Source organism: Pseudooceanicola sp. LIPI14-2-Ac024 (assembly GCF_042188925.1).
Taxonomy (GTDB): domain Bacteria; phylum Pseudomonadota; class Alphaproteobacteria; order Rhodobacterales; family Rhodobacteraceae; genus Pseudooceanicola.
This window is the reverse complement of record NZ_CP170102.1, coordinates 347,948-368,853: the sequence shown is the minus strand read 5'-3', so window position 1 is coordinate 368,853 and position 20,906 is coordinate 347,948. Positions and strand designations below refer to the sequence as shown.

Here is a 20,906-nt window from a genome sequence, read left to right as displayed (position 1 = left end):
AGGGACCATCAATTTCAAGCTTTTCGCACCGGCTGCCGCATCGTCACGAGCTCTTCGCTCATGGTCGGATGCACCGCGACGGTGCGGTCGAAATCTTCCTTTGTCGCGCCCATCTTGACCGCGATCCCGGCCAGCTGGATCATCTCGCCCGCCTGCGGCGCGACGATGTGACATCCCAGCACCTTCCGGGTTTTCTGGCTGACCACCAGCTTCATCAGCACCCGGTTGGCCCGGCCCGCAAAGGACTGTTGCATCGGCTTGAACGAGGTCGAGTAGATCTCGACCGGCTCCTGCTCGCGCGCGTCCTCCTCGCTCAGGCCGATGGTGCCGAATTCGGGCTGTGTGAAGATCGCCGAGGGGATCAGCGCGTGATCCACCGGCGTCGGGTTGCCCTTGAAGACGGTTTCGACAAAGGCCATGCCCTCGCGGATCGCCACGGGTGTCAGGTTCACCCGGTTCGTCACGTCGCCGATGGCGTAGATCGAGGGCACGGCGGTCTGCGAATACTCGTCCACGACGATCTCGCCCCGGCGGCCGATCTCGACGCCGAGATCCTCGAGCCCCATGTCGGCCGTGTTCGGATCGCGCCCGATGGCAAAGAGGACCTGGTCGAAATGCGCCTCGGACCCGTTGGTGGCCTTGACGCGGATGCCGTCGTCGTCGCGCGACATCTCGAGGATGTTGGTGCCGCAGTGGATCGCGATGCCCTTCTGCTCCATCTCGTCGGCCACCAGCCCGCGCGCCTCTCCGTCGAAGCCGCGCAGGATCTGGGCGCCGCGGTAGAACTGCGTCACATCCGACCCGAGACCATTGAAGATGCAGGCAAATTCACACGCAATGTAGCCGCCGCCAACCACCAAGATGCGCTTTGGCAGCTCGTCGAGGTGGAACACCTCGTTCGAGGAAATCGCCAGCTCCGCCCCCGGGATGTCGGCGGGCACCGGGCGGCCGCCGGTGGCGATCAGGATGTGCTTGGCGGTGACGGTCTCACCGCTCGAAAGCTCGACCGTATGCGCGTCCTTCAGCCGCGCGCGGGCATCGTAGGAGGTGACGCCCGAGTTCTTCAGCAGGCTCCGGTAGATGCCTTCAAGGCGGTCGAGCTCGGCCTCGAGCTTGGTGCGGAATGCCGTCCAGTCAAAGCTCGGGTCGCCGATGTCCCAGCCGTAGCTGCGCGCGTCCTCGACCATGGCGGGGTATTCGCTGGCAAAGACCATGAGCTTCTTGGGCACGCAGCCACGGATCACGCAGGTGCCGCCGTAGCGATCCATCTCGGCCAGGGCCACCCTGGCCCCCGCCTCGCCCGCCGCGACACGCGCCGCGCGGACCCCGCCGGAACCGCCGCCGATGACGAAAAGATCGTAGTCGAAGTCGCTCATGAACCGCCTCTTTTCAGGTCCCGACCCATAGACCACAGCGCGTTTGGGAAATCCAGCCCGCGCGGTGCCGCCACGGGGGGTGACTTGCGCGATTGTGACCGGGCAGATGCGGGCGGGCGTCAGCGTCGCGGACGGGGATTTTCGTGGGATGAGGGGGCGCTGCCCGCGACTTGCGACATAGGTTTCAAGACGCGCTGCTCGCTTGACGTCGATCAATGCGTATAACGTGAGATCGCTGCCTCAAAGCGAGCGCAACGAGTGCACTGCCCAGCGACGAGCGGTCGCCAGCCTGATCAGAACAGCTCCGCCATCTTGTGCACCGAGATCAGGAGATACGCCCCGAAGACTGCCAGCATCACCAGATCAAGACCTGGGCTCCGGTCCTTCAGACGGGCCGAGCCGGTGCAAAGCAGCAGCAGAACCGGGATTTCGGCGTATCGTTGCCAACTGAACGCCTGCATCGCCTGGGCCATGAAGTAGCAGGCAAAGAGCGACATCTCCGGCGACAACCGGTAGCCGTCTCGATACCCACGCCGCCAGTAGGCCGCCAGGACGAAGAGCCCGAGCACAAGGAGCGGAAAACCCAGAAGCGGCCGGCCAGCCAGCGCCGGGAACTTCGCCGCGACCGTCCAGATGATCGAGTACGGGCGGTCCCCACCATCCTCGGGCACCAGCAGCCACACGACCGCAGCGATCACCAGAACGACGGCAGTTGTGGGCAACAGGCCCCGTGCGGACGCGCCGAGGTCTTCGCGGCGCAGGAACAGCCAGCCGAACGCGCCCAGCAACATGATCCCGTGGCTTACGGGGCCCAGAGACGGCCTGACATGCATCTCTCGCCACTCTTGCGGAGCGAGGCCGCCCCAGTTGCCATAGAGGAATGCCATCACGATCAGGGCTGGGCCGATCGAGACCAGCACGGTACCGAGCATGCGCCACGTCAGCACGCGCGGCCACTCCTGGACCAGGCACATCAGTGCCAGCGCACCCGAGGTGGACAGGAAGCTTTGCCGCGCGACAGTCGCCACTGCAGCGCTCACGCCGAACCCAAAGGCCTGTCGCCGGCCCATGGCGATCGTGCAAGCCATGGCAAAGAAGCCCAGCATCGACAAAGACTTGCTGACGGGGTGCAGTGCTGGCGTCCAGAAATAGGATGACGATACCACTGGTACGCCGAGGACCACGGACCGCAATGGAGTAGCGCCGCTTGTACGCAAGGTGCCGTATAGGAACATCAGGGCCAGGCCCGTGAGGACCGCCGGAACGACATGGCTCTGCCAACTCCCCTGGTCCAGAGCTTCACTTCCGCTCAATCTGGCCGCTTCAGCCAGGACCCAATGAATTCCGGGCCCGGTTGCAGACCACGCGGGGTAGTCCCAGCCTATACCCCATTCTATGAACCAGTTCGCCTGTGGCAGGTGAAAGAGCTCGGCGTCCAGCGCGCCCCATTGCGTCGCGTCGAGCGCGTTGGACATCACAACGACAGCAAGAGCGTAGACTGCGAGCAGGACCAGCAACGCGAGGAGATCTTGTGCCGACCACAGTTTTCTCATTGCTTGCCAATATCCTCCGCAATTCGGAAGCCGACGTCTGGCCGCCGGGCACCTGGGGTCAGACGATACCGCGCACTGGCACGCGCAAAGCCCGACGGCAGGCGATAGGACCCGCCGCGAACCACCCTGACCCGACACCCTTCAGGGTCGTGAGCAACTCCGTCTGACGGTGCAGCGGCATAAAAGTCGTAACAATCCTGAACCCATTCCCAGACATTTCCGTAGAGATCACTGACGCCTTCCGGCGTGGCTTCGAAGGACCCAACGGGGGCAACGCCTTCGAAAACGTCCCTCCCCTCTACCCCTCCCCGACAACAGGTTTCGTCACCGAAGTTTCCATAAGCCCGTTCCGCTGTGTCGCCCCACCAGAAACGCGAATGGGTGCCGGCGCGCGCGACGCGCTCCCATTCCGCTTCGGACAAGAGCCGGTAGTTTCGCTTCGACTGGGCACTCAGCCACTTGGCGTAAACAACTGCGTCTCGCCAGGACACTCCGGTAACAGGCTCCTCCCCGGTCGAAGCCGTCGTGAGCGACGCGCGGCAGGAGCCCGCCTGGACACACATGTCGTACTGCGCTTGGGTCACCTCGGTTCTGGAGACTGCAAAGCTCGTCAGATCGATGGTCCTGTTCCCGTGTTCGTCGGGCACAGACCACGCATCCTGATCTCCGCCCATCTCGAATGTCCCGCCCGGAACGACGATCATTTCAGGAGCCAATGGCGAAGGAAGCGGTTCCGCATACACCGACGCGCAAGAAATCCATGCAAGGACAAAGATCGCCAACCGGTCCATGACATGGACGGTACGCGCGCCGAAATATCCCAACAAGACATCCGCTTGGCGCCGGAAACCTCCCCTTTCGGACACGTTCGCCGATCATGCGTACAAAGATCGACAGTTTTCAGTGCGAGGCTTCATCCAAAAGGCCAAAGGTCCTTGACCCGCTTCCCGTTGTGTCCGCGTCCGTGTGGTCGCTCGGTCCCGATGCCGGACCTCATGGGACCGTTGGTGCACCGTCCACCGGATCGGGCGACGCTCTCGGGCCGGGTCCGAAAGTAGCTACAGATAGCGGATGAACCGTGGGCCGTGCCCCCTTGCCCCCAGGATACGGAACCTGGGGAAGCGGCGGGCGGGCGGCTCAGTCGCCGAGGTCGCGGAAGAGGTTGTCGTCCTCGAGGAAATCGAGGCGATCCTCCTCGATCGAGCCGTCGTTGATGTCGCGGACCTCGACCCGGCCGTCGCCGTAGCCGACCACGACCTTGTCGCAGATGTCGATGAAGAGACCATTCTCGACCACGCCGGGGATCTGGTTCAGCACCATCGAGATCTGACGCGGGTTGCCGATCCGGTTGAGGTGCAGGTCGAGGATGTAGTTGCCCTCGTCCGTCACGAAGGGCCGGTCGCCGTTCATCCGGAGCGAGGTGTTGCGCCCCAGCACGTCCATCGAGATCAGCATCTCCTCGGTCAGCGCCTGGGTGGTCTGCCAGCCGAAGGGGATCACCTCGATCGGCAGGGCAAAGGCGCCGAGAGTTTCGACCTCCTTGCCGACATCTGCGATCACGATCATCTGGTCGCTCGCCGTGGCGACGATCTTTTCCTGCAGCAGCGCGCCGCCGCCGCCCTTGATGAGGTTGAGATCCTGGTCGAATTCGTCGGCGCCGTCGATGGTCAGGTCGAGCCACTTGGCCTCGTCCAAGCTGACCACCTGGATGCCGCAGTCGCGTGCCAGTTCGGCGGTGCGGGTCGAGGTCGGAACGCCCTTGATCCGCAGCCCGTCGTTGCGCACCAGCTCACCCAGGCAGCGCACCATCCAGGCCGCCGTCGAGCCTGTGCCGAGCCCCACCCGCATGCCGTCCTCGACGAAGTCGACGGACCGCTTGGCGGCGACGAACTTGGCCTTGTCGATGGGCGAGAGATCTCCGGACATGCACACGACTCCGTTCAGCGAATTGTCGTCGCTTATAGGCATCCGGGGCGCCGGAGGATAGGGGCGCCGGCCCGCACGCCCTTGCGGCATGGGCGGGCCGGCGCCTTTCGGTCACGCCATCGGCGGGATCAGGCCGCGATCTTGGCGGTCACCTCGACCAGCCTCTTGAGCTGGTGGGCCACGGCGGCGCGGCCCTTGTCGTCGAAGCTGCCGGCGTTGGTCGAGAAGCCGTAGGGGTTGCCGCCGGCCTCGAACAGCACCGGGTCGGTGTAGGCGGGCGTGGCGATGATCGTGCCCCAGTGCATCAGCGAGGTGTAGAAGCCGATCAGCGTCGTTTCCTGCCCGCCGTGGGTGTTCATCGCCGAGGTCGAGGCACTGGCGACCTTGTTGACCAGCTTGCCTTCCTGCCAGATCGGGCCGAGCGTGTCGATGAAGCTGCGGACCTGGCTGGGCGCGCTGCCGTAGCGGGTCGGGAAGGCAAAGAAGTAGCCATCGGCCCAGATCATGTCGTCATGGCTGATCTCGGGGATGTCTTGCACCTTTTCCAGCTGCGCCTTCCAGGCGTCCTGGCCGTTCACGACCTCGGCCGGTGCGGTTTCGGCGAAGCGGCGCAGGCGGACCTCGGCGCCGGCGGCCTCGGCGGCCTTCTTGGCCTCGAGCGCGACCTCGTAGTTGGTGCCGTAGGTAGAATAGAAGAAGATGCCGATCTTGGGGGTGGTCATGGGGAACCTCGTGTTGGTGTGACACCCCGGGATCTAGGTCATCGGCCCTGCGCCGTCCTCACGTAAACCGGCGCAGGTCCTGTGCGGATATGCAGGGCCCGTCAGCGGAACGCCGGGCCGTGCGCCCACACGGTGAGCGAGGCGCGCGTGCCTCGGGTCACCGGCGTCACCCGGTGCAGGGCAAAGGCGGGAAAGATCGCGGCGGTGCCCTTTTCGCGCGGGGCGTTCAGGATGTTGGCAGCCGGCATCACCTCGAGCGCGCCGCCCTCGTAGTCGCCGTCGCCCGCCAGCTGCACCACCAGCGTCAGCTTGCGTTTCGAGGCGAGTGCCCCGTCGCCGATGTCGGAATGCCAGTCGAAATGGCCGCGTCGCTCGGCGCCGTAGCTGGCGACCTGGGGGCTTTCGGCGAACTCGGTCAGGGCAAAGTCAAAGACCTTGCGATTGGCCTCGGCCACGACCGAGATCAGCCGGTCCATCACCCAGCCGGTGTCGGGCACGTCGTCGAGCCAAACGAGGTCGGCGCGGCGCATGTTGTGATCGCGCTGGCCGACCAGCCGCGCCTCGGAGGACGGTTGCGCGGCGGCGAGCGTGGTGAGGCGGTCGCATTCCTCGGCGCTGAATGCCTGGGGCACGATGTGCAGGGTGAGCATGACGGGGACACTCCGGTAGGTCAGACGCGCCGCCCTATCGCCCCGCCCTGCCCCGCGCACGCCTGTTTTCGACCTCGACGTCGCTTTCCGCCCTTCCGCCGCGCCTGCCGTCACGCCATATCTGCGGGATGGATCACGACCAGTCCCTCGACCGTTTCGAAACCGTGGCGCTGCGCACCGTCGCCGACCTGCCGCCGCCGTTCCACGTGCCGGCGCAGGCGGTGCTGCTGCGCGTTGCCGACTGGCCCGACCGGGAGATGCTTGAGGAGCTGGAGATCGACGATCCGCTGGACCTCACCGGGCTCTATGACGGGGTGCCGATGACCGAGAAGTCGGTGTTCGATTTCGGCGGCCCGCCCGACACGGTCTGGATCTTCCGCCAGCCGATCCTTGCGGAATGGCGCGATCGCGGGAACGTCGCGCTGGACGAGCTGATCGCCCATGTCGTCGTGCACGAATTCGCGCATCATTTCGGCTGGACGGACGAGGAGATCGCGGCGGTCGACCCCTGGTGGGAATGAGCGCTTAGAAGACCCCCATCGAGAGGCCTGCCGCCAGCGCCGCGCCGACCTCGCGGCAGCGGTCGAGGTCTCTGTCGGGAATGGTCTTTTCGGCCAGGATCTTCTCGGGGCTGTCGGCATGGGTGCAGACGATCAGCGGCGGCTGCACCTCGCGCAGGCGCCAGCCGGTGGCGATCCGGGCGGTCTGGCGGGCGGCGTTCTCACCGTCGGTCCCGGCACAGACCATCTGGGCATAGGCGCGCCCCTCGATTTGGCCCAGCACCGGGTAGTAGCAGCGGTCGAAGAACTCCTTCATCTCGCCCGCGATGGAGGCGAGGTTCTCGGGCGCGCAGAAGAGGTAGCCGTCGGCCCGGAGGAGGTCGTCGGGCCCCGCGTCGCGGGCGCGGAGCAGCGTGACCGTCGCCTCGGCCCGGCCCGCCTCGGCCGCCGCCTCGGCCATCTGCCGGGCGCCGCCGGTGCGCGAATGCCAGACGATCAGCAGCTCGGCCATGGCGGCCTACCGCGGCTCGCGCCAGCGGTTCACGATCGGGTAACGCCGGTCGAGCCAGAAGGCGTGCTTGGTCAGGCGGGTGCCGGGCGCCGACTGGAAGCGCTTGTATTCGCTGATGAAGATCAGGTGCTCGACCCGTTGCGCATCGGCCCGGTCATAGCCGGCCGCCACGCAATCCTCGACCGATCCGTCGAGGTCGACAAGGATGTTCAGGAGCGCGTCCAACACCGGGTAGTCGGGCAGCGAGTCGCTGTCCTTCTGATCCTCGCGCAGTTCGGCCGAGGGCGGCTTGGTGATGATCCGCTCGGGGATCACCGCGCCCGCCGGGCCCATCATCCAGTCGCGGTGGTTCTGGTTCCGCCAGCGGCACTGTTCGAAGACGCGGGTCTTGTAGAGGTCCTTGATCGGGTTGTAGCCGCCCGCCATGTCGCCGTAGATCGTGGCATAGCCGACCGCGACCTCGGACTTGTTGCCGGTGGTCAGAAGCATCTCGCCGAACTTGTTGGACAGCGCCATCAGCAGCAGGCCGCGCAGGCGGGACTGGATGTTCTCTTCGGTGAGATCCGGCTTTGCCCCCTCGAACAGCGGCGCCAGCGTCTCGGTCACCGCCTGACGGCCCTGGCTGATCGGCACGAAGTCGTAGCGGCAGCCGAGGGCCTCGGCCACGGCCTTGGCGTCCTCGAGCGAATGGTCCGAGGTGTATTCCGAGGGCAGCATCACGCAGCGCACGTTCTCGGCCCCGAGCGCATCGACCGCGATGGTCGCCACGATCGCGCTGTCGATCCCGCCCGAGAGGCCCAGCAGGACCTTGCCGAAGCCGGTCTTGCCGCAATAATCGCGCAGGGACTGCACCATCGCGCGGTAGTCTTGTTCCCAGTCGTCCGGGATATGCGCCTTCTCGCCCTCGCAGATGCGCCAGCCGTCGTCGGTGCGCTCGAGGTCGACATGGTGCACGCAGGCGTCGAAGACCGGCATGTGAAAGGCCATCTGCCCGCCGGGGTTCAGGCCGAAGCTGCCGCCATCAAAGACCTGGTCATCCTGGCCGCCCACCATGTTGAGATAGATCAGCGGAAGGTCGGTTTCGACCACTCGCGCGACCATGTGGTTGAACCGGGTGTCCATCTTGCCGCGGTAGTAGGGGCTGCCGTTCGGGACCAGCAGGAATTCCGCCCCGGTCTCGGCCAGCGTCTCGGACACCTCGGGGTGCCACGCGTCTTCGCAGACCGGCGATCCGACGCGGGTGTTGCCGACGGCATAGGGTCCGCCGAGCGGGCCGCTGTCGTAGACGCGGACCTCGTCGAACACCGTCTCGTTCGGCAGGTTGTGCTTGAGCGTGCGGTGCACGACCCGCCCGCCGCGGCAGAAGTGGTAGGCGTTGTAGAGGCTCGCGCCCTCGATCCAGGGCCCGCCGATGACAAAGTTCGGACCTTCCGCGAATTCCGCGGCCAGCGCCTCGATCGCGGCGATCGCGGCCTGGTGAAACACCGGCTTCATCACCAGGTCCTGGGTGTTGTAGCCGGTCACGAACATCTCGGTGAAGGCTACCAGCTCCGCCTCGGCCGCCCGGCCCTCATGCAGGACCTCGCGGGCCTTGGCGATATTGCCCTCGATGTCCCCGACGGTCGGGTTCAACTGTGCCAGCGTGATGCGGAACCTGTCGGCCATGGGCGCCTTTCCTTTCGTTCCCGGCCTGCTTAGCTTCACCTCGCCGCGAGGAAAAGGTGATTTGCCCGAAAGGCGTTGTCAGGCCCCGCGCCCTCCTCTACTTTCTGCGCACCATCAGGGCTGGAGCCACCGCCACCGGCCGCCAATTGAGCAGTTCAGGGGGCCCAATGGGTATCAGCATCTCCAATCTCGTCGCCGCAGGCACGCGGGCGACGGCGCTCGGGCTGGCGCTCGCCGCGCCGCTGGCCGCGCAGGAGGGCGAGGTTCAGACCAAGCAGTACGACGACGGTGGCGTCTACGAGGGCACCTTCAAGGACGGGCTGCAGCATGGCACCGGCACCTACCGGCTGCCGAACGGGTACGAGTACACCGGCGAGTGGGTCGACGGCGAGATCGCGGGTCAGGGCACTGCGCGTTTTCCCAATGGATCGGTCTACGAGGGCCAGTTCGCCAAGGGCAAGCCGAGCGGTGTCGGCAAGATCGTCTTTGCCGACGGCGGCACCTACGAGGGTGAGTGGGAAGACGGCAAGATCATGGGCCAGGGCGTGGCGAATTATGCCAACGGCGTGCGCTACGAGGGCGGCTTCCGCAACGCGATGCACCATGGCCGCGGCAAGATGGAAAGCCCGGGCGGCTACGTCTACGACGGCGACTGGGTGAACGGGGTCAAGGAAGGCACCGGCACGATCACCTATCCCGACGGCGCGGTCTACGAGGGCGAGATCCTGCGCGGCGCGCGCGAGGGCCAGGGCAAGCTGACGATGTCCGACGGGCTGACCTACGAGGGCACCTGGAAGGACGGCCAGATCAACGGCACCGGCACGCTGACCCAGCCGAACGGCGACGTTTACGAGGGTGAGTTGGTGTCGGGCCGCCGCGAGGGGCTGGGCAAGGTCACCTATGCCAACGGCGACATCTACGAGGGCCAGTTCAAGGATGACCAGCGGCACGGCGAAGGCACCTTTTCGGGCGCCGACGGCTACAAGTACGAGGGCAACTGGGTCGCCGGCCGGATCGAGGGCGCGGGCCGCGTCGTCTATCCCGACGGGTCGGTCTACGAGGGCCAGTTCCGCAACGACCTGGCCGACGGTCCGGGCAAGATCACCTATCCCGACGGCGCCACCTACAAGGGCGACTGGAAGGCCGGCGTCATCGACGGCGAAGGCACAGCGACCTATCCCAACGGGCTGGTCTATGAAGGGGCATTCAGCAACGCCAAGAACCACGGGTTCGGCGTGATGACCTATCCCGACGGCTACGTCTACGAAGGCAACTGGGTCGCCGGCCAGCGCGAGGGCGACGGCAAGGCGACCTACCCGGACGGCACCGTCTACGAGGGCACGTTCACCGACGGCCAGCGTGACGGCACCGGCACCATCACCATGCCCGACGGCTTCGTCTACGAGGGCGAATGGAAGGGCGGCGAGATCTCGGGCCGCGGCAAGGCGACCTATGCCAACGGCGATGTCTACGAGGGCACCTTCAAGGACGGCCGCCGCCAGGGCGAAGGCACGATGACCTACGCCAGCGGTGAAGAGGCCACCGGGACGTGGGACAACGGCGCCCTGACCGAGGAAGGCGCGGAAGAGACCGGGGAAGCGACCGAGGATGACACCGGGGAGACCGGTGAAGCTGAAGAGACCGGGACCGGGAACTGACCTGCGGAGCCTCACCGATGTGAGTGAAGAGCCCCCGGCGCCGACCAGCGCCGGGGGCTTTCTTTTCGGGACATGGGTTGCGGATTGACACCCACCCCCTGACCTTGCGGCACAGTTGCGCTACCATAGCGGGATCGTGTGGCGTTGCGCCATGCGGTCCGACCGGTGTGACAAGCATTCACGTCACGCCGCAGACCCATATCTGAAAAGGACTTTTTCCATGACCTACCGAAACCATCTCCTCCTTTCCGCACCACTTATGCTGGTGCTGGGTGCCTGCGACCAGTTTCCTATGGCCGGGGACAACACCGGCCCCAAGATCACCGTGCACGTGATCGAACCTGGCGGGCCGCGGCTGGTGATGAGCACCGATGCGGACGAGGCCGAGGGCGTCGAGCTGACCGAATGTCCCGGCGGCGGGACCGGGACGCAGGTGGCCAACACCAGCATTTCCCTGCCCGCCGGGCAGAGCCGGGGCGACATCCTGATCGGGTACTCCGACACCTCGGGGATCGACAGCGCGAGCTTCTCGGTCGATGCCAGCTCGGTCCGGATCTTCGAACCCGTCCTGTCCGTCACCGACCTGCCGCGGCACGGCGGCGGGACGTTCCGCGGCTATGCCTGGCGCTATGACGATGACGACGGCGTGGCGCCCTTCACCTCGCCCGTGTTGCGCTCGGTCGACCTGGCGCCGACCCGCACGCTGACCGGCGCGCCGTTTGCGCTGAGCGCCACGGACGGCGCCGGGAACACCACGACGCGGGTGTTCTTCGTCGGCCCCAGCGGAACCTTCTGCGGCTGACCCCGGGCGGGGCGGGAGACCGCCCTACCCCTGCTGCTTCTTCTGAAGCCGGCGGCGGTGCAGCACCGGTTCGGTGTAGCCCGAAGGCTGCGCCCGGCCCTTGAAGACGAGGTCACAGGCGGCCTGGAACGCCACCCCGTCATAGCCCGGTGCCATCGGTTCATAGACCGGGTCGTCGGCGTTCTGGCGGTCCACCACCTCGGCCATCTTGCGCATCGCCTGCATCACCAGGCGTTCCGAGACCACCTCGTGGTGCAGCCAGTTGGCCAGCGCCTGCGACGAGATCCGGCAGGTCGCGCGATCCTCCATCAGGCCGACGTCGTGGATGTCGGGCACCTTGGAGCAGCCGACGCCCTGGTCGATCCAGCGCACCACGTAACCGAGGATGCCCTGGGCGTTGTTCTCGACCTCACGGGTGACCTCGGCATCGCTGAGGTTGCGTCCCGACAAAACCGGGATGGTCAGCAGCGCGTCCAGCGTGCCGCGCGGCCCGCCGGCGGCGATCTCGGCCTGGCGGGCGGCGACGTTCACCTTGTGGTAATGCGTGGCATGGAGCGTGGCGGCGGTCGGCGACGGCACCCAGGCGCAGTTGGCGCCGGATTGCGGATGGCCGATCTTCTGGCGCAGCATCTCCTCCATGCGGTCGGGCATCGCCCACATGCCCTTGCCGATCTGCGCGCGGCCCTTCAGCCCGCAGGCCAGGCCGATGTCGACATTGCGATCCTCGTAAGAGGCGATCCAGGGCGTCGACTTCATCTCGCCCTTGGGCAGGAAGGGGCCGGCCTCCATGCTGGTGTGGATCTCGTCGCCGGTGCGGTCGAGGAAGCCGGTGTTGATGAAGGCGACGCGGTGCTTCGCGGCGCGGATGCATTCCTTGAGGTTGACGCTGGTGCGCCGTTCCTCGTCCATGATGCCGAGTTTGACGGTGTATTGCCGGATCCCCAGCATCGCCTCGACGCGGCTGAAGATCTCGTCGGCAAAGGCGACCTCATCGGGCCCGTGCATCTTGGGCTTCACGACGTAGACCGAGCCTTCGACCGAGTTCCGGTCGCCGCCGGACTTGCCGAGGTCGTGCATCCCGATCAGCGTGGTCACCACGGCATCCATCAGCCCCTCGAAGACCTCGCCGCCCTCGGCGTCGAGGATCGCGGGGTTGGTCATCAGGTGGCCGACATTGCGCACGAGCATCAGCGCCCGGCCCTTCACGCGCAGCACCTCGCCGTCGGGCTGGGTGTACTCGCGGTCGCGGGCCAGCTTGCGGGTGAAGGTGCTGCCGCCCTTCTCGACCTCTTCGACCAGGTCGCCCTTCATCAGGCCCAGCCAGTTGCGGTAGGCCTGCACCTTGTCGGCGGCATCCACCGTGGCGACGCTGTCCTCGCAATCCATGATGGCCGAGACCGCGCTTTCCAGCCGCACGTCCGAGATGCCCGCCGGGTCGGTCTGGCCGACATCGGTGTCGTGGTCGACGATCACCTCGATCAGCAGGCCGTTGGCGCGCAGCATCACGCAGAGCGGGGCGTGATCCTCTTCGCGCCAGCCGACGAACTGGGAGGTGTCGGCAAGCCCGACCGGCCCGCCCTCGGTGGTCAGCACCAGCGCGCCGTCGCGGATCGAAAGGCCCTTGGCCTCGGTCCAGGACCCCTTTTCCAGCGGCACGGTCGCGTCCAGGTGCGCCTTGGCCCAGGCGATGACCTCTGCGCCCCGTTTCGGATCGTAGCCGCCGCCCTGCGGCAGCGATCCGAGCGCGTCGGTGCCGTAGAGCGCATCGTAGAGCGATCCCCAGCGGGCATTGGCGGCGTTCAGCGCGTAACGGGCGTTGGTGATCGGCACGACGAGTTGCGGCCCGGCGATGCGCGCGATCTCGGGGTCGATGTTGTCGGTGTCGATCTGGAAATCAGGACCCTCGGGCACGAGGTAGCCGATCTCTTCCAGAAAGGCGCGGTAGGCGGCGGCATCGTGCGGCTGGCCCCGGCGTTTCTGGTGCCAGGCGTCGATCTGCTGCTGCAGTCGCTCGCGCGTGTCGAGCAAAGCCGCGTTGCGCGGCATCAGGTCGGCCAGCAGCGCCGCGAAGCCGTCCCAGAACGCCTCGGGCGCGACCCCGGTGCCCGGCAGGGCCTCGTCTACGATGAACCGGTGAAGCTCTTCCGCCACCTGCAACCCGTGAACCTCGACCCTGTTGGCCATGCGCTACTCCCTTGCGTGATCGCCCGCCACGCTATCCGGCAAGGGCTGCCGCGACAAGCACCGGCGATCGGGGCGCGCGGTGTCCGTCGTGCGGGGATGGTGCGATTGCTTCGCGAACACCAAAGCGGCGGCGGGACCGGGCATGGCAATAGTTAGCCGATTGCCTGAGTTTCTGATTGACGCGGCGGAGCCGACTGCATTACTTAGCCACATGGCTAAGCATGACCCATCCCTCGATCACCTTTTTGCCGCCCTCGGCGATCCGACCCGGCGCGCGATCCTGTCGCGGCTGGCGACAGGGCCGGCCAGCGTCAGCGACCTGGCCGCGCCCTTCGACATGGCGCTGCCGTCGTTCATGGGGCACCTCAAGAAGCTCGAGGCGGCGGGGCTGATCGAGACATCGAAGACCGGGCGCGTCCGCTCCTGCGCGCTGCAGCCCGCGGCCTTTGCCCCGGCGATCGACTGGCTCGAGGAACAGCGCGCGCTCTGGTCCGGTCGGCTCGACCGGCTGGACGCGCTGGTCATGGCAATGGCTGCCAAGACTGACGATTGAATCTCAACAAGGACTTTACGATGAGCACCGACCTAAGTTTTTCCCGTGTCCTGCCCGCGCCCCGCGACCTCGTCTGGGCCTGCTGGACCGATCCCAAGCTGATCACCGCATGGTTCATGCCCAAGCCGCACCGCGCGCTGTCGGCCGAGATCGACCTTCGGCCCGGCGGGCTGTTCTGCGTCGAGATGGACGTGGACGGCAACGTGATGAAGGAGCCGGGCGTGGTGCTGGAGGCGGTGCATGGTCGGCGCTTCGTCTTCACCGACACCTATGCGCCGGGATGGAAGCCCAACCCCGAGCCGTTCATGACCGCGATCATCGAACTGTCGGACGTGCCCGAGGGCACGCGCTACGACGTGCTGGTGCGGCACCGTAACGAGGAGTCGGCAAAGCGCCACGAGGAGATGGGATTCTTTGACGGCTGGGGCACCGTGGCGGGCCAGCTTGGCGCGTATGCCGCAGGCCTGCAGGGCCCGCGGCCGGAACACGAGATGACGATCACCCGACAGATCGACGCCCCGCCCGCGCTGGTCTGGCGGGCCTGGACCGATCCCGAGCTGCTGCCGAAATGGTTCGGGCCGGCCGGGTTCCATTGCGAGACGGAAGACATCGACATCCGCCCGGGCGGGCGCTGGCGCTTTACCATGGTAGGCGAAGGCCAGCGCTATCCGAACCTGCACGAGTTTGGCGAGATGGAGCCCGAGCGGCGCCTTACATACAAGCTCTCGGGCTTTGACGACATGCGGCACCACGCCGATGTGGTGGTCGATTTCGCGCCCGAGGGCGCAGGCACAAGGGTCACGATGCGGATGACATTTGTCGATGTCACGCGCGCAGAACTACTGCCGCACGGCGTGCTCGAAAAAGGTTACGAGACGCTCGGCAAGCTCGAGGCGCTGGCGCAGACGCTGCCCGCCGCCTGATCAGTCACTCCGTCGGCGCGGCGGCTCCGGCCGCCGGTTCATCGGCCCCGGTGCGGCCGTCCACCTGGGTCGGCGCGCCCTCGGGGCCGTCACTGCCAAAGAAGGCGGTGCTGGTGCTAAGGAAACCGCCGACGAAGACGCCGAAGATCACGGCGAGGACGATGCCCCAGATCGGGACGGCGTGGCGGCGTTCCTGTTTCTCGATATTGGTCTGCGGGGCGGACATTGGTGGTCCTCCTATGGAGTTGCTGACCTCTCAACGCGCGGACGCTCCCGCGGGTTTCGTCGCGCCCCCGCCCCTTGCAATTCCCCGCCCCCTGTCCCAGCAATGATCCGCCAGCGGTACAGGAGGCGGCGATGAAGGACATGACCGGGACCACGATCTATCTCGAGGATTACACCCCGCCCGCCTACCTGGTCGACGAGGTGCACCTGACCTTTGCCCTGGCGCCCGAGGCGACGCGGGTGAAGAGCCGGATCGCGTTCCGCCCCAATCCCGAGGCCGCCAGCCGCGAGTTCTTCCTGCATGGCGAGGACCTCACGCTGATCTCGGCCAGTATCGACGGCGTCGCGGTCAGCCCCGAGATCACCGAAGCGGGCCTGATCTGCGACGTGCCCGACGCGCCCTTCATCTTCGAGGCCGAGGTCGAGATCGCGCCGGTGAAGAACACCGCGCTGGAAGGGCTCTACATGTCGAACGGCATGTACTGCACCCAGTGCGAGGCCGAGGGCTTCCGCAAGATCACCTATTACCCCGACCGGCCCGACGTGATGGCGACCTTCACCGTGCGGGTGGAAAGCGACCTGCCGGTGATGCTGTCGAACGGGAACCCCGGCGCCTCGGGCCCCGGCTTTGCCGAATGGCACGATCCCTGGCCGAAACCCGCCTACCTCTTTGCGCTGGTCGCGGGCGAACTGCTGAACCATCCCGGGCAGTTCACCACGAAATCCGGCCGCGAGGTGGAGCTGAACGTCTGGGTCCGCCCCGGCGACGAAGGCAAGTGCGCCTTTGCGATGGAAAGCCTCATCAAGTCGATGACATGGGACGAAGAGGTCTATGGCCGGGAATACGACCTCGACATCTTCAACATCGTGGCGGTCGACGATTTCAACATGGGCGCGATGGAGAACAAGGGGCTGAACATCTTCAACTCCTCCGCCGTGCTCGCCTCGCCCGAGACCTCGACCGACGGGAACTTCGAGCGGATCGAGGCGATCATCGCGCATGAGTATTTCCACAACTGGACCGGCAACCGGATCACCTGCCGCGACTGGTTCCAGCTGTGCCTCAAGGAAGGGCTGACCGTCTTTCGCGACGCCCAGTTCACCGCCGACATGCGGTCGGAGCCGGTGAAGCGGATCACCGACGTGATCGACCTGCGCGGGCGGCAGTTCCGCGAAGACAACGGCCCGCTGGCGCACCCGGTGCGGCCCGAGAGCTTTGTCGAGATCAACAACTTCTACACCGCCACCGTCTACGAGAAGGGCGCCGAGGTGATCGGCATGCTCAAGCGGCTGGTTGGCGATGCGGACTACGCGAAGGCGCTCGATCTCTATTTCGACCGCCATGACGGGCAGGCCTGCACCATCGAGGACTGGCTGAAGGTGTTCGAGGACACCACCGGCCGCGACCTTTCGCAGTTCAAGCTGTGGTATTCGCAGGCCGGGACGCCGCGCGTTTCGGTCAGCGAGGCGTGGGAGGACGGGCGGCTCACCCTCACCTTCCGGCAGATGACGCCGCCGACGCCGGGCCAGCCGCAGAAGGATCCGCGGGTGATCCCGATCGCCGTCGGCCTGCTGGGCCCGAACGGCGACGAGGTGCAGGAAACGACGCTGCTGGAGCTGACCCAGGCCGAGCAGAGCTTTACCTTCACCGGGCTTGCCGCCCGGCCGGTGCCGTCGATCCTGCGCGGGTTTTCCGCGCCGGTGATCCTGGAGCGCAAGACGACCAACGCCGAACGCGCCTTCCTGCTGGCGCATGACACCGACCCGTTCAACAAATGGGAAGCCGGCCGGGCCCTGGCCCGCGACGTGCTGCTGCGCATGCTGAACGACGGCGCGGCGCCGGATCGCGCGTTCCTGTCTGCGCTGACTACCACGCTGGCCGACGACAGCCTCGATCCCGCCTTCGTGGCGCTGGTGCTGTCCCTGCCGTCCGAGGACGACCTGGCGCAGGCGCAGGTGGACGCGGGCCGGGTGCCCGATCCGCAGGCGATCCACAAGGTGCGCGAGCACCTGCTCGACGCCATGGCCGAGGCGCTGGAGGACCAGTTGCGCGCCGCCTATGCCGCCAACCAGGTGACCGGCCCCTACCGCCCCGACGCCGAGGGCGCGGCCAAGCGGGCGCTGGCGAACACCGCGCTAATGCTGCTGTCGCGGCGGGACGGCGGCGCGCTGGCGCAGGCGCAGTACGACGTGGCCGACAACATGACCCAGCAGCTGGCCGCCCTGTCCGCGCTGGTGACCGCGGGCTCGGGCGAGGCCGCGCTGAAGGCGTTCGAGGACCAGTGGCGCGACGACCGGCTGGTGATGGACAAGTGGTTCGCCCTGCAGATCGGCCACGCGGAACCCGGGGACACCGCCGCGACGGTCGAGAGGCTGGTCGCGCATCCGGATTTCAACCTGAAGAACCCCAACCGTTTCCGCGCGGTCTTTGGCGCACTGGCAATGAACCAGGCGGGCTTTCACCATGACAGCGGCGATGGCTACCGGCTGATGGCGGACTGGCTGATCCAGCTCGACGCGCTGAACCCGCAGACGACGGCGCGGATGTGTTCCGCGTTCCAGACCTGGCGGCGCTACGATGCCGACCGGCAGGGGATGATCCAGGAGAACCTGCACCGCATCATGATGCGCGACGGGCTGAGCCGGGACACGGCGGAAATGGTGGCGCGGATCCTCGAATGATCCCCGCCGCTTGACGCCGCCGCGGTTTCGCGGCCTCCTGCGCGCAAACGACAGGAGGCCCCGATGACCGACCGCACCCTCTTCATCACCGGCGCAAGTTCCGGCATCGGCGCGGCGGTGGCCGACCTGGCCGCGCGGCCGGGCCTGACGCTGCTGCTGCACTACGGCGGCAACAGCGCGGGGGCCGAAGCGGTGGCCGAGACGGCCCGCGCCAAGGGTGCCACCGCGCACCTGCTGCAGGCCGACCTCGAACATCCCGACAGCATCGCGCCGATGATCGACGCCGCGGCGGCGCTGGCCGATCCCGCCCTGCCCCTCGACCTGGTGAACAACGCCGGCATCGTCGACGACAAGGCCACGATCATGGAGATGACGCCCGCCCGCCTCACCCGGATGTTCACGATCAACGTCGTCTCGGCCATGCTGGTGGCGAAGGGCGCGGTCGGGCTGATGCGGCGGCAGAACGCGGGCGGCGCGATCGTCAACACGTCCTCGGCCGCGGCGCGGCTGGGTTCGGGCAACCAGTTCATCGACTACGCGGCATCGAAGGGGGCCATCGACACCTTCACGCTGGGCCTCGCCGACGAACTGGCGGCCGAGGGCATTCGCGTGAATGCCGTCCGCCCGGGCCTGATCGAGACCGAGATCCACGCCAAGGGCGGCGATCCGGACCGCGCCGCGCGGCTGGCCGCCAACGTACCGATGCAGCGCACCGGCCGGGCGCAGGAAGTGGCCGAGGCGATCCTGTGGCTGCTGTCGGACAAGGCCTCTTACGTCACGCGCACGCTGGTCGACGTGGCGGGAGGCCGCTGATCCCACAATTCGCGTGGAACGCGATCCGTCCGGCCCCCGTTGCCCCCCTGAACGAAAGGAGGGCATCATGCCAGACATTAACTCCAGCAAAATCCTGATCATCGCGACCCACGGCTTCGAGCAGTCGGAACTCGAGGTGCCGCGCGACCAGCTGGGTGCCGCCGGCGCCCATGTGACCGTGGCCAGCCCCAGCGGCGAACCCATCAAGGGCTGGGAAGAGGACGACTGGGGCCAGGAGGTCGCGGTCGATGCCAAGCTGTCCGACGTGAACGCCGCCGACTTTGACGCGCTGGTCCTGCCGGGCGGGCAGATCAATCCCGACCTGCTGCGGGTAGACGACACCGCGGTGACCTTGATCCGCACCTTCCTCGACAGCGGCAAGGTGATCGGCGCGATCTGCCATGCGCCGTGGCTGCTGATCGAGACCGACGCCCTGCGCGGGCGCGAGGTCACGTCGTACACCTCGATTCGGCGCGATGTCGAAAATGCGGGCGGCAAATGGCGCGATGTTGCGGTGGCCTGCGACAAGGGCATCGTGACCAGCCGCAATCCCGGCGATCTTGACGCCTTTGTGACGAAGCTCATCGAGGAAATCGCCGAAGGCCGCCACAACCGTGAAGCGGCCTGAGCCGGGGAACATCAACCTTCGCTGGCAAGTGTCTGAAAATCCTGACCGCCAGACCCATGTTTGCCGCCGGGCGCGAGGCCCGGCGGCTTTCTGCCGAGCCGCGAAACTTTCGCCATCTCTCCTGAAAGCGGCCACGATCTGGCCCTTTTGGGGGGCAGATTTCCCGGCAAGCAGTAACCAGTAACGACGCACCCGGAGCAAGTGATGCGCGGTATTCCGAGACTACCAGAGACCCTCGCGGCGCGGTTCGAAAAGACCGCCAAGGGCGACGAGGACAAGGCAAGCGCCCGTGCTCCGAAACCCGCCGCCCGCAGCCAGACGGATTCCGTGGGCGTTGCCCAGTATGCCATCGGCCTGAACCGCCAGCGCGCCGCCACCCCGGCCCGCGACCGCGGCCTGATCCTGCCGGTGCAATCCGAAGGCCAGGAGGATCACCTGCGCCAGAGCTTCATCGGCAAGGGCCTGTTCCTGGCCCGTCAGGACCAGTGGGACGTGCTGGGCAAGCTGGTGCGCGACACCGATCACGCCCGCGAAGTGACCAGCGAGGGCACCGGCGCCGCCAGCCTTCTGGCGCTCGGCGCACGGTCTGACTTTGTCCAGGCGGCCCGCGCGGCCATCGGCGAAGGCGACGTGCCCCCCGAAGAGCTGATCGAGGCGCTCGAGGAAGCGCTGGAAGAGGCGCCGGAGTGCTGGGGCCTGAACGCCGTGATCGCCCTGACCCATATCGAAATCGGGCTGGCCGCCCATGCCGACGCCGCCACCCGGCCCGACACCGACCACCCGATCCTGCGCGCGCATTTCGACCGGGCCGCCGAGCTGCTGGCCCCGCATGACGCCCGCGCTGAACGCAGCGTGGTCCTGGCCGAGGCGCGCTGCCAGCTCATGATGGGCGCCGAGGATGCCGGCGACCGGATCGGCGCCGACTATGCCGCGCTGATCGAGCTCGACCCCGGCAACCCGGCCCACATGCGCCGTTACGGCCTGCGCCTTTTGCCTGACTGGTACGGATCGTTCGAGGCGCTGGACGACGCCGCCCACGATACCGCCGAACGCACCGAGGAGACCTGGGGCGAAGGCGGCTATACCTGGGTCTGGCTCGACGCGCTGCGCTGCGCGCCCGAGGCGGCCGAGCGCATCGACATCGACCGCTACATCGAGGGGCTGGACGACATCCTCGCCCGGCGGGGCACCCAGCACATCGTGAACATCCTGGCCGCCCATGCCGGCGTCGCCATGGCCGCGACGAACGCGCCCGAGGACATTCCCGACGAGGCGCGCTGCAACAGGGGCCACATCCACGCCCGGTTCGGCCGGATCCTGCGCGGCCACCTGCGCGAGCTGCATCCCCGTCACTGGGCCGAGGCGCGCATGTCGCCCTTCGACCTGACGCCAGGCCCCGCCATGCTGGCCGAGAAGGGCGAGGGCATCGCGCGATGCCTGATCGCGCGGCATTTCGGCAGCGAGCTGGCGGCCGGACAGGTCGTCACCTTCTCGCCTCGCGGGCTCGAGTTGCATACCCCCGCCTGAGGCCCTTG

Annotated in this window: 19 protein-coding genes; 9 read left to right on the top strand and 10 right to left on the bottom strand. The window is 67.0% G+C overall.

Annotated elements, in window-relative coordinates; all coding sequences use genetic code 11:
* Positions 1-14: 14 nt before the first annotated feature.
* From gor to ACE2AC_RS01720, 6 genes are all read right to left on the bottom strand, one after another.
* On the bottom strand, positions 15-1,376 hold the full coding sequence (gene gor / locus ACE2AC_RS01745) for a glutathione-disulfide reductase (RefSeq protein WP_375690417.1): 1,362 nt from the start codon (positions 1,374-1,376) through the stop codon (positions 15-17).
* A 293-nt stretch (positions 1,377-1,669) separates the two neighbouring features.
* Positions 1,670-2,929, bottom strand: coding sequence for a hypothetical protein (locus tag ACE2AC_RS01740; RefSeq protein ID WP_375690416.1), 1,260 nt, complete (start codon positions 2,927-2,929; stop codon positions 1,670-1,672).
* On the bottom strand, positions 2,926-3,753 hold the full coding sequence (locus ACE2AC_RS01735; RefSeq protein ID WP_375690415.1) for a formylglycine-generating enzyme family protein: 828 nt from the start codon (positions 3,751-3,753) through the stop codon (positions 2,926-2,928). The genes ACE2AC_RS01740 and ACE2AC_RS01735 overlap by 4 nt, the downstream gene beginning before the upstream one ends.
* Positions 3,754-4,066: 313 nt before the next feature.
* Complete coding sequence (gene rpiA / locus ACE2AC_RS01730) at positions 4,067-4,855, bottom strand: ribose-5-phosphate isomerase RpiA (RefSeq protein WP_375690414.1); 789 nt, start codon at positions 4,853-4,855, stop codon at positions 4,067-4,069.
* A gap of 128 nt (positions 4,856-4,983) precedes the next feature.
* Complete coding sequence (locus ACE2AC_RS01725) at positions 4,984-5,577, bottom strand: NAD(P)H-dependent oxidoreductase (protein WP_375690413.1); 594 nt, start codon at positions 5,575-5,577, stop codon at positions 4,984-4,986.
* A gap of 101 nt (positions 5,578-5,678) precedes the next feature.
* Positions 5,679-6,227: a 2OG-Fe(II) oxygenase gene (locus ACE2AC_RS01720; RefSeq protein ID WP_375690412.1), complete on the bottom strand. Its 549-nt coding sequence runs from the start codon at positions 6,225-6,227 to the stop codon at positions 5,679-5,681.
* A gap of 128 nt (positions 6,228-6,355) precedes the next feature.
* Here ACE2AC_RS01720 and ACE2AC_RS01715 point away from each other — a divergent pair, with 128 nt between their 5' ends.
* Positions 6,356-6,748, top strand: a complete 393-nt coding sequence (locus ACE2AC_RS01715) for a metallopeptidase family protein (RefSeq protein ID WP_375690411.1) — start codon at positions 6,356-6,358, stop codon at positions 6,746-6,748.
* A 4-nt stretch (positions 6,749-6,752) separates the two neighbouring features.
* On the opposite strand, the gene ACE2AC_RS01710 is transcribed toward ACE2AC_RS01715, so the two are convergent.
* Complete coding sequence (locus ACE2AC_RS01710; protein ID WP_375690410.1) at positions 6,753-7,238, bottom strand: flavodoxin family protein; 486 nt, start codon at positions 7,236-7,238, stop codon at positions 6,753-6,755.
* A gap of 6 nt (positions 7,239-7,244) precedes the next feature.
* Entirely contained in the window at positions 7,245-8,903 is a 1,659-nt protein-coding gene (locus ACE2AC_RS01705) for an NAD+ synthase (RefSeq protein ID WP_375690409.1), read from the bottom strand.
* 167 nt (positions 8,904-9,070) lie between these two features.
* Here ACE2AC_RS01705 and ACE2AC_RS01700 point away from each other — a divergent pair, with 167 nt between their 5' ends.
* Both ACE2AC_RS01700 and ACE2AC_RS01695 read left to right on the top strand, forming a co-directional pair.
* Positions 9,071-10,561, top strand: a complete 1,491-nt coding sequence (locus ACE2AC_RS01700; protein WP_375690408.1) for an MORN repeat-containing protein — start codon at positions 9,071-9,073, stop codon at positions 10,559-10,561.
* A gap of 220 nt (positions 10,562-10,781) precedes the next feature.
* Positions 10,782-11,363 (top strand): hypothetical protein, encoded by a 582-nt coding sequence (locus ACE2AC_RS01695; protein ID WP_375690407.1) that lies wholly within the window; start codon positions 10,782-10,784, stop codon positions 11,361-11,363.
* 24 nt (positions 11,364-11,387) lie between these two features.
* Here the strand turns inward: ACE2AC_RS01695 and ACE2AC_RS01690 are convergent, their stop codons facing one another.
* Complete coding sequence (locus ACE2AC_RS01690; RefSeq protein ID WP_375690406.1) at positions 11,388-13,547, bottom strand: malate synthase G; 2,160 nt, start codon at positions 13,545-13,547, stop codon at positions 11,388-11,390.
* A 211-nt stretch (positions 13,548-13,758) separates the two neighbouring features.
* Between ACE2AC_RS01690 and ACE2AC_RS01685 the strand changes: the two genes are divergently transcribed.
* Positions 13,759-14,100: an ArsR/SmtB family transcription factor gene (locus ACE2AC_RS01685; RefSeq protein WP_375690405.1), complete on the top strand. Its 342-nt coding sequence runs from the start codon at positions 13,759-13,761 to the stop codon at positions 14,098-14,100.
* A 20-nt stretch (positions 14,101-14,120) separates the two neighbouring features.
* Positions 14,121-15,023, top strand: coding sequence for an SRPBCC domain-containing protein (locus ACE2AC_RS01680; RefSeq protein WP_375690404.1), 903 nt, complete (start codon positions 14,121-14,123; stop codon positions 15,021-15,023).
* Positions 15,024-15,027: 4 nt separating this feature from the next.
* Here ACE2AC_RS01680 and ACE2AC_RS01675 read toward each other — a convergent pair whose 3' ends face one another.
* Positions 15,028-15,249, bottom strand: coding sequence for a hypothetical protein (locus tag ACE2AC_RS01675; protein ID WP_375690403.1), 222 nt, complete (start codon positions 15,247-15,249; stop codon positions 15,028-15,030).
* A 131-nt stretch (positions 15,250-15,380) separates the two neighbouring features.
* Here ACE2AC_RS01675 and pepN point away from each other — a divergent pair, with 131 nt between their 5' ends.
* The 4 genes from pepN (at position 15,381) to ACE2AC_RS01655 (ending at position 20,898) form a co-directional block, all read left to right on the top strand.
* Positions 15,381-17,930 carry an aminopeptidase N gene (pepN, locus tag ACE2AC_RS01670; protein ID WP_375690402.1) on the top strand — a complete coding sequence of 850 codons (2,550 nt, stop codon included), beginning with the start codon at positions 15,381-15,383 and terminating at the stop codon, positions 17,928-17,930.
* A 63-nt stretch (positions 17,931-17,993) separates the two neighbouring features.
* Complete coding sequence (locus ACE2AC_RS01665) at positions 17,994-18,743, top strand: SDR family oxidoreductase (protein WP_375690401.1); 750 nt, start codon at positions 17,994-17,996, stop codon at positions 18,741-18,743.
* A gap of 67 nt (positions 18,744-18,810) precedes the next feature.
* On the top strand, positions 18,811-19,371 hold the full coding sequence (locus ACE2AC_RS01660; protein ID WP_375690400.1) for a type 1 glutamine amidotransferase domain-containing protein: 561 nt from the start codon (positions 18,811-18,813) through the stop codon (positions 19,369-19,371).
* Positions 19,372-19,575: 204 nt separating this feature from the next.
* Positions 19,576-20,898: a hypothetical protein gene (locus tag ACE2AC_RS01655; RefSeq protein ID WP_375690399.1), complete on the top strand. Its 1,323-nt coding sequence runs from the start codon at positions 19,576-19,578 to the stop codon at positions 20,896-20,898.
* The last annotated feature ends 8 nt before the right edge of the window (positions 20,899-20,906 follow it).

Coding starts and splice junctions, on each gene's coding strand:
- gor (WP_375690417.1), bottom strand. CDS start 1,376: ATGAGCGACTTCGACTACGATCTTTTCGTCATCGGCGGCGGTTCCGGC.
- ACE2AC_RS01740 (WP_375690416.1), bottom strand. CDS start 2,929: ATGAGAAAACTGTGGTCGGCACAAGATCTCCTCGCGTTGCTGGTCCTG.
- rpiA (WP_375690414.1), bottom strand. CDS start 4,855: ATGTCCGGAGATCTCTCGCCCATCGACAAGGCCAAGTTCGTCGCCGCC.
- ACE2AC_RS01725 (WP_375690413.1), bottom strand. CDS start 5,577: ATGACCACCCCCAAGATCGGCATCTTCTTCTATTCTACCTACGGCACC.
- ACE2AC_RS01720 (WP_375690412.1), bottom strand. CDS start 6,227: ATGCTCACCCTGCACATCGTGCCCCAGGCATTCAGCGCCGAGGAATGC.
- ACE2AC_RS01715 (WP_375690411.1), top strand. CDS start 6,356: ATGGATCACGACCAGTCCCTCGACCGTTTCGAAACCGTGGCGCTGCGC.
- ACE2AC_RS01710 (WP_375690410.1), bottom strand. CDS start 7,238: ATGGCCGAGCTGCTGATCGTCTGGCATTCGCGCACCGGCGGCGCCCGG.
- ACE2AC_RS01705 (WP_375690409.1), bottom strand. CDS start 8,903: ATGGCCGACAGGTTCCGCATCACGCTGGCACAGTTGAACCCGACCGTC.
- ACE2AC_RS01700 (WP_375690408.1), top strand. CDS start 9,071: ATGGGTATCAGCATCTCCAATCTCGTCGCCGCAGGCACGCGGGCGACG.
- ACE2AC_RS01695 (WP_375690407.1), top strand. CDS start 10,782: ATGACCTACCGAAACCATCTCCTCCTTTCCGCACCACTTATGCTGGTG.
- ACE2AC_RS01690 (WP_375690406.1), bottom strand. CDS start 13,547: ATGGCCAACAGGGTCGAGGTTCACGGGTTGCAGGTGGCGGAAGAGCTT.
- ACE2AC_RS01685 (WP_375690405.1), top strand. CDS start 13,759: ATGGCTAAGCATGACCCATCCCTCGATCACCTTTTTGCCGCCCTCGGC.
- ACE2AC_RS01680 (WP_375690404.1), top strand. CDS start 14,121: ATGAGCACCGACCTAAGTTTTTCCCGTGTCCTGCCCGCGCCCCGCGAC.
- ACE2AC_RS01675 (WP_375690403.1), bottom strand. CDS start 15,249: ATGTCCGCCCCGCAGACCAATATCGAGAAACAGGAACGCCGCCACGCC.
- pepN (WP_375690402.1), top strand. CDS start 15,381: ATGAAGGACATGACCGGGACCACGATCTATCTCGAGGATTACACCCCG.
- ACE2AC_RS01665 (WP_375690401.1), top strand. CDS start 17,994: ATGACCGACCGCACCCTCTTCATCACCGGCGCAAGTTCCGGCATCGGC.
- ACE2AC_RS01660 (WP_375690400.1), top strand. CDS start 18,811: ATGCCAGACATTAACTCCAGCAAAATCCTGATCATCGCGACCCACGGC.
- ACE2AC_RS01655 (WP_375690399.1), top strand. CDS start 19,576: ATGCGCGGTATTCCGAGACTACCAGAGACCCTCGCGGCGCGGTTCGAA.